The organism is Streptomyces sp. WAC05292, assembly GCF_003949955.1.
GTDB classification, from domain to species: domain Bacteria; phylum Actinomycetota; class Actinomycetes; order Streptomycetales; family Streptomycetaceae; genus Streptomyces; species Streptomyces globosus.
In genome coordinates this window covers 1-4,968 of sequence record NZ_RPSE01000439.1, presented here as the reverse complement: position 1 = coordinate 4,968, position 4,968 = coordinate 1, and the positions used below count along the sequence as shown (strand labels likewise).

At 72.0% G+C, this 4,968-nt stretch carries 5 protein-coding genes; 2 read left to right on the top strand and 3 right to left on the bottom strand.

Going from position 1 to position 4,968, the window contains the following annotated elements; all coding sequences use genetic code 11:
• Positions 1-386 precede the first annotated feature (386 nt).
• Positions 387-917: a universal stress protein gene (locus tag EF903_RS28715; RefSeq protein WP_114057663.1), complete on the top strand. Its 531-nt coding sequence runs from the start codon at positions 387-389 to the stop codon at positions 915-917.
• 96 nt (positions 918-1,013) lie between these two features.
• Positions 1,014-1,586 (top strand): GPR1/FUN34/YaaH family transporter, encoded by a 573-nt coding sequence (locus EF903_RS28710; RefSeq protein WP_125547929.1) that lies wholly within the window; start codon positions 1,014-1,016, stop codon positions 1,584-1,586.
• Between the two features lie 136 nt (positions 1,587-1,722).
• On the opposite strand, the gene glmS is transcribed toward EF903_RS28710, so the two are convergent.
• From glmS to EF903_RS28695, 3 genes are all read right to left on the bottom strand, one after another.
• On the bottom strand, positions 1,723-3,540 hold the full coding sequence (gene glmS, locus EF903_RS28705) for a glutamine--fructose-6-phosphate transaminase (isomerizing) (protein WP_125547928.1): 1,818 nt from the start codon (positions 3,538-3,540) through the stop codon (positions 1,723-1,725).
• Positions 3,541-3,595: 55 nt separating this feature from the next.
• Positions 3,596-3,871, bottom strand: coding sequence for a hypothetical protein (locus EF903_RS28700; protein WP_114057660.1), 276 nt, complete (start codon positions 3,869-3,871; stop codon positions 3,596-3,598).
• Positions 3,872-3,979: 108 nt separating this feature from the next.
• Complete coding sequence (locus EF903_RS28695; RefSeq protein ID WP_125547927.1) at positions 3,980-4,876, bottom strand: DUF4429 domain-containing protein; 897 nt, start codon at positions 4,874-4,876, stop codon at positions 3,980-3,982.
• Between the last annotated feature and the right edge of the window lie 92 nt (positions 4,877-4,968).

Genomic DNA, 4,968 nt, shown 5'->3' with positions numbered 1-4,968 from the left:
GCACCGGCTCGGCGGGCTGGGCGGGCGGAACCGGATGGCCGGGCACGGCGTGCTCCCTGCGGGCTCTTCCTGGACGGTCGGACGCCTGTCCAACGGCGCCCGGCGGGGCTCGGTCACTGCGCGCACGGGTGGCGCGGCGGCCCGTCCGTCACTGGCTGTAGGGGCCAGCGGCCATTGCCAAGGAGGCCCGCCTCCGGCATGCTCCCTGGGACGCTCTCCAAGTGCTGCATGCCCTGTGCAGGACAGGAGTGTCGCCGTACCCTGAGGGGTAAGGGCTTGGGAAGATGCTTCCCGGACAGAGCTCCGTCACCCTGCGTCGTCGATTTCACCCACTGCCGCCCCGCCGTCTTGTCCCTTCGCCCGAGGACCTCTTCGCCGAGACACCCATGGCCGGTCACGAATTCCCCGAACCCGCGGACCGCAAGCGCAAGCCGCTCGCCGACCACGTGCCGAGCGACGTGCGCGCGGCGGACGAGGCGCGCCACCCCTGCGACCCGGCCTTCCGCCACGGCGTGGTGGTCGGCTTCGACGGCTCCACCTCCAGCGAGCGCGCCCTGGCGTACGCGATCGGCATGGCGCGGCGCTCCGGCTCCGGCCTGATCATCGTGCACGTGGCGAACCGGCTGCCCACCACGGTGTGGGCGGGCTGCGAACCGCCGGTCTTCGTCGACGTCCCGGACCACCGCACGGAGGTGCTGGGCCTGGAGCTGGCCTGCGCGGACTACCTGGCCGAGGTGCCGTGGATCCTCGTGGAGCGGGGCGGCGACATCTGCCACGAGTTGGAGGAGGTCGGGCGGGAGTACTCGGCCGACGCCATCGTGGTCGGCTCGACGCACGGGATCGTGGGCCGGATCTTCGGGTCGGTCGCGGGCCGGCTGGCCAAGCGCGCACAGCGACCGGTCGTTGTCATTCCGTAATCCCGCAGGTGTCGATTGTGCGGTTGTGCACCCCTGTAAAGGGTAGATAAATGCTGCTGGGACGCAGCAACAACTGCAGATCGAAGGGAGCCCGCCGTGGACAACGGTGTCTCTGCGGGAAGCACGGCCTCCACCTCGACCCTCGGGAACATGGCCCTGGGTCTCACCCTTCTCGCCTTCGGAATCGGACAGACCGGCATCGTCGGCGGGGTGTCCGCGGCCGACTCCGTCTCACTCGCGACCTACGTCGGCGGCCTCGCCCTGTTCGTCCTCGGACTCCTGGAGTACCGCGGCGGAAACGGCTTCAACGGCACGGCGTTCGCCGGCCTCGGCGCCTTCTGGTTCACGTGGGCCCACGGGGCCGACGCGAAGGTCTCGGCCAACGCCGCCGGCCTGTTCCTGCTCCTCTTCGCCCTGCTCGCGCTGACCCTCACCCTGGGCGCGCCGGGCGGGCTGTTCGGCCAGGGCGCCTACGCCCTGCTCACCCTCTCCCTCGTCCTCCTCGCCGTGGGCACCCTCGCCGACAGCGGCGGGCTGGGCAAGGCCGCCGGCTGGGTGGCCGCCGTGTCCGGGCTGATGTCCTGGTACGGCGCGACGGCGGCGCTCGCCGACTGGCCGACCGCGCTCGGCCGCACCTCCGGCCGCAGGAGCGCGGCCGCCGCGGGCTGACCCGGTCGGCGCCGTCCCGCCAGGCGGCGCCGCACGGGAAGCGGCGCGGGCACGCGAACGGCCCCCGGTCCTCGGACCGGGGGCCGTTCGGCCGTTTCGGCGCGCCTCGGCGGGGCGGCGCGGCCGCCCGCCGCCGCTACTCGACGGTGACGGACTTCGCCAGGTTGCGCGGCTTGTCGATGTCCCGGCCCAGGGCCAGGGCGGTGTGGTAGGCCAGCAGCTGGAGCGGGATGCCCATCAGGATCGGGTCCAGCTCGTCCTCGTTCTTCGGGACGATGATGGTGTGGTCGGCCTTCTCCTGCTCGCGGTGCGCGACGGCGAGGATGCGGCCGCTGCGGGCCTTGATCTCCTCCAGGGCGGCGCGGTTCTTCTCCAGCAGGTCGTCGTCGGGGACGATCGCGACCGTCGGCATCGCCGGCTCGATCAGGGCGAGCGGGCCGTGCTTGAGCTCGGAGGCCGGGTAGGCCTCCGCGTGGATGTAGGAGATCTCCTTGAGCTTCAGGGAGGCCTCCAGCGCGACCGGGTAGCCGCGGACGCGGCCGATGAACATCATCGACTTGGCGTCGGCGTACTGGGCGGCCAGCTCCTTGATGTCCTCCTCGCCCTTGAGGATCTCCTCGATCTGGGCGGGCAGGCGGCGCAGGCCCTCGATGATCCGCTTGCCGTCGGTGACGGACAGGTCGCGGATGCGGCCGAGGTGCACGGCGAGCAGCGCGAACGCCACGACCGTGTTGGTGAAGCACTTGGTGGAGACGACGCAGACCTCGGGGCCGGCGTGCACGTACACGCCGCCGTCGGCCTCGCGGGCGATGGCGGAGCCGACCACGTTGACGACGCCGAGGACGCGGGCGCCCTTGCGCTTGAGCTCCTGGACGGCGGCCAGCACGTCGTACGTCTCGCCGGACTGGGAGACGGCGATGTACAGGGTGTCGGGGTCCACGACCGGGTTGCGGTAGCGGAACTCGGAGGCCGGCTCGGCGTCCGCGGGGATGCGGGCCATGCCCTCGATCAGGCTCGCGCCGATCATGCCGGCGTGGTACGAGGTGCCGCAGCCCAGGATCTTGACGCGGCGGATGCCGCGGGCCTCGCGCGGGTCGAGGTTCAGGCCGCCGAGGTGGACGGTGGAGAAGCGGTCGTCGATGCGGCCGCGCAGGACGCGGTCGACCGCGTCGGGCTGCTCGCTGATCTCCTTGTGCATGTAGGTGTCGTGGCCGCCCATGTCGTAGGAGGCGGCCTCCCACTCGACGGTCTCCGGGGTGGCGGTGGTGGTCGCGCCGGAGGTCGTGTAGGTGCGGAAGTCGTCGGCCTTCAGGGTGGCCATCTCGCCGTCGTCGAGGGTGACGACCTGGCGGGTGTGGGCGACGAGCGCGGCGACGTCGGAGGCGACGAACATCTCCTTCTCGCCGATGCCGAGGACGACCGGCGAGCCGTTGCGGGCGACGACGATGCGGTCGGCGAAGTCGGCGTGCATCACGGCGATGCCGTAGGTGCCCTCGATCGCCTTGACGGCCTCGCGGACCTTCTCCTCCAGGCTCTCGGCCTGGGAGCGGGCGATCAGGTGGACGATGACCTCGGTGTCGGTCTCCGAGACGAAGACCACGCCCTCGGACTCCAGCTTGGCGCGGAGCTCGGCGGCGTTGTCGACGATGCCGTTGTGGACGACGGCGACCTTGTTCTCCGCGTCCAGGTGCGGGTGGGAGTTGATGTCGCTCGGGGCGCCGTGGGTGGCCCAGCGGGTGTGCGCGATGCCGGTGGTGCCGGCGAAGCGCTTGGGGACCCGGGTCTCCAGGTCACGGACGCGGCCCTTGGCCTTGACGACCTTCAGCGCCGTGGACTTCGGGCTGTTGACGACGATGCCCGCCGAGTCGTACCCGCGGTACTCCAGACGCTGGAGGCCCTCCAGCAGCAGCGGCGCCACGTCGCGCTTGCCGATGTATCCCACGATTCCGCACATGAAGTACTGCCCCTCCTGAGGTTCGGATTGCCCGTGCCGTGCCGTGCCGCGGCGCTCAGCCGTAGACGATGCGCCGCAGCTGCCGCAGCGACAGCTCCGGCGGTGCCACGGCGCGGTGCGGCAGCTCGGCCGCGATCCGTTCGAAGATCTCGGCGTTGACCGCCCCGCCGGCCTGGAGTTCGCGGTGCCTGCGGCGGACGAACTCCTCGGTCGTCTCGTCGAAGTACGCGAGCACGTCGAGCACCACCCGGGCGGCCTCACCGCGCTGGAGCGAGGTGCTGCGTACCAGGTGGTCGACGAGGTCGTCGTATGACGGGCGGCGGTCGAGCACTCGTAGATATTGACGGGAGAAGTGCAGGAACGCAAAGATCCTGCCCGAAACCGGGCAGGATCGCGCTGGTCTGGACCAGCGGAATGCGTCGATCCGCTACGGAAGCGGTCAGAAACGCCGCAAAACGGCCTGCTTGGCCGCCGTGAACTCGTCCGCCGTCAGGATCCCCGACTGGTGCAGGTCGCCCAGCTCCCGCAGCCGGCGCAGCAGCGCGTCGTGGTCCTCCGGTCCCGTCGGCTCCGGCGCCCCCGCCGCGAGCTCCGGCGCCGCCGCCGCGGCCGCCGCCGGGACCTGCCCGGGCACCGCCGCCGGGTGCGGCATCCGCACCGCCACCGCCGCCGCGACCAGCGCCATCAGCGGGTCCTTGCGGAAGCCGAACAGCTCCACCGTGTACGGGTCGTACTTGGGCGCGGGCGCCGGCGGGGCCCCGGCCAGCGTGAACCGGATCCACCCGTTGTCCAGGCCCTTCGACGGCGACCACTCCACCCCGCGCAAGTCCGCCACCCGGAACTCCCGCGGCCCCCCGGAGCTCTTGGCCTCCTCCGTCGTCCAGTTCCAGTCCAGGCCCACCCGGTCGCCGTCGAAGGCCACCGTCCCGTCGCCCGCCGCCACCGTGATCGGCACCGCCGGCCCCGGCAGCAGGTACGCCTCCACCGGGCCCGACTCCACCTGCTCCAGCAGCAGCGCGTTGCGCACCTCGTCCACGAAGTACTCGGCCACGCCCGACCGGTCCGACTCCACCGCCAGCCGGTACGGGTCCGAGGACTCCGGCAGCCGCCCCCCGGTCACCTGGAGCAGCGGGCACGCACCGTCACGCAGGCGGAGCCGGAGCCGGCCCGCCTTGCGGCCCGGCTCGAAGCTGATCCCGGCGATGGCGCGCAGCGGCACGACCACCTCGCCGAGGCTCTGGCGCAGCAGGCCCACCCCCTTGTCCCGCCCGGGCACGATCCGCACCGCGTCCCCGTCGAAGCCCCACGTACCGTCCTTCTGGATGATTTCCGCCATCCTGCGATTCTCGCACCGCCCCCCGCAGGCGAGTTGGCCTATACCTGGGCCATGAGAGTCCTGCGACGCACGCTCGGCACCCTCCTCCTCCT

Excerpts from the sequence above, each read along its gene's own strand:
- EF903_RS28715 (WP_114057663.1), top strand. The coding sequence starts at position 387 with ATGGCCGGTCACGAATTCCCCGAACCCGCGGACCGCAAGCGCAAGCCG.
- glmS (WP_125547928.1), bottom strand. The coding sequence starts at position 3,540 with ATGTGCGGAATCGTGGGATACATCGGCAAGCGCGACGTGGCGCCGCTG.
- EF903_RS28695 (WP_125547927.1), bottom strand. The coding sequence starts at position 4,876 with ATGGCGGAAATCATCCAGAAGGACGGTACGTGGGGCTTCGACGGGGAC.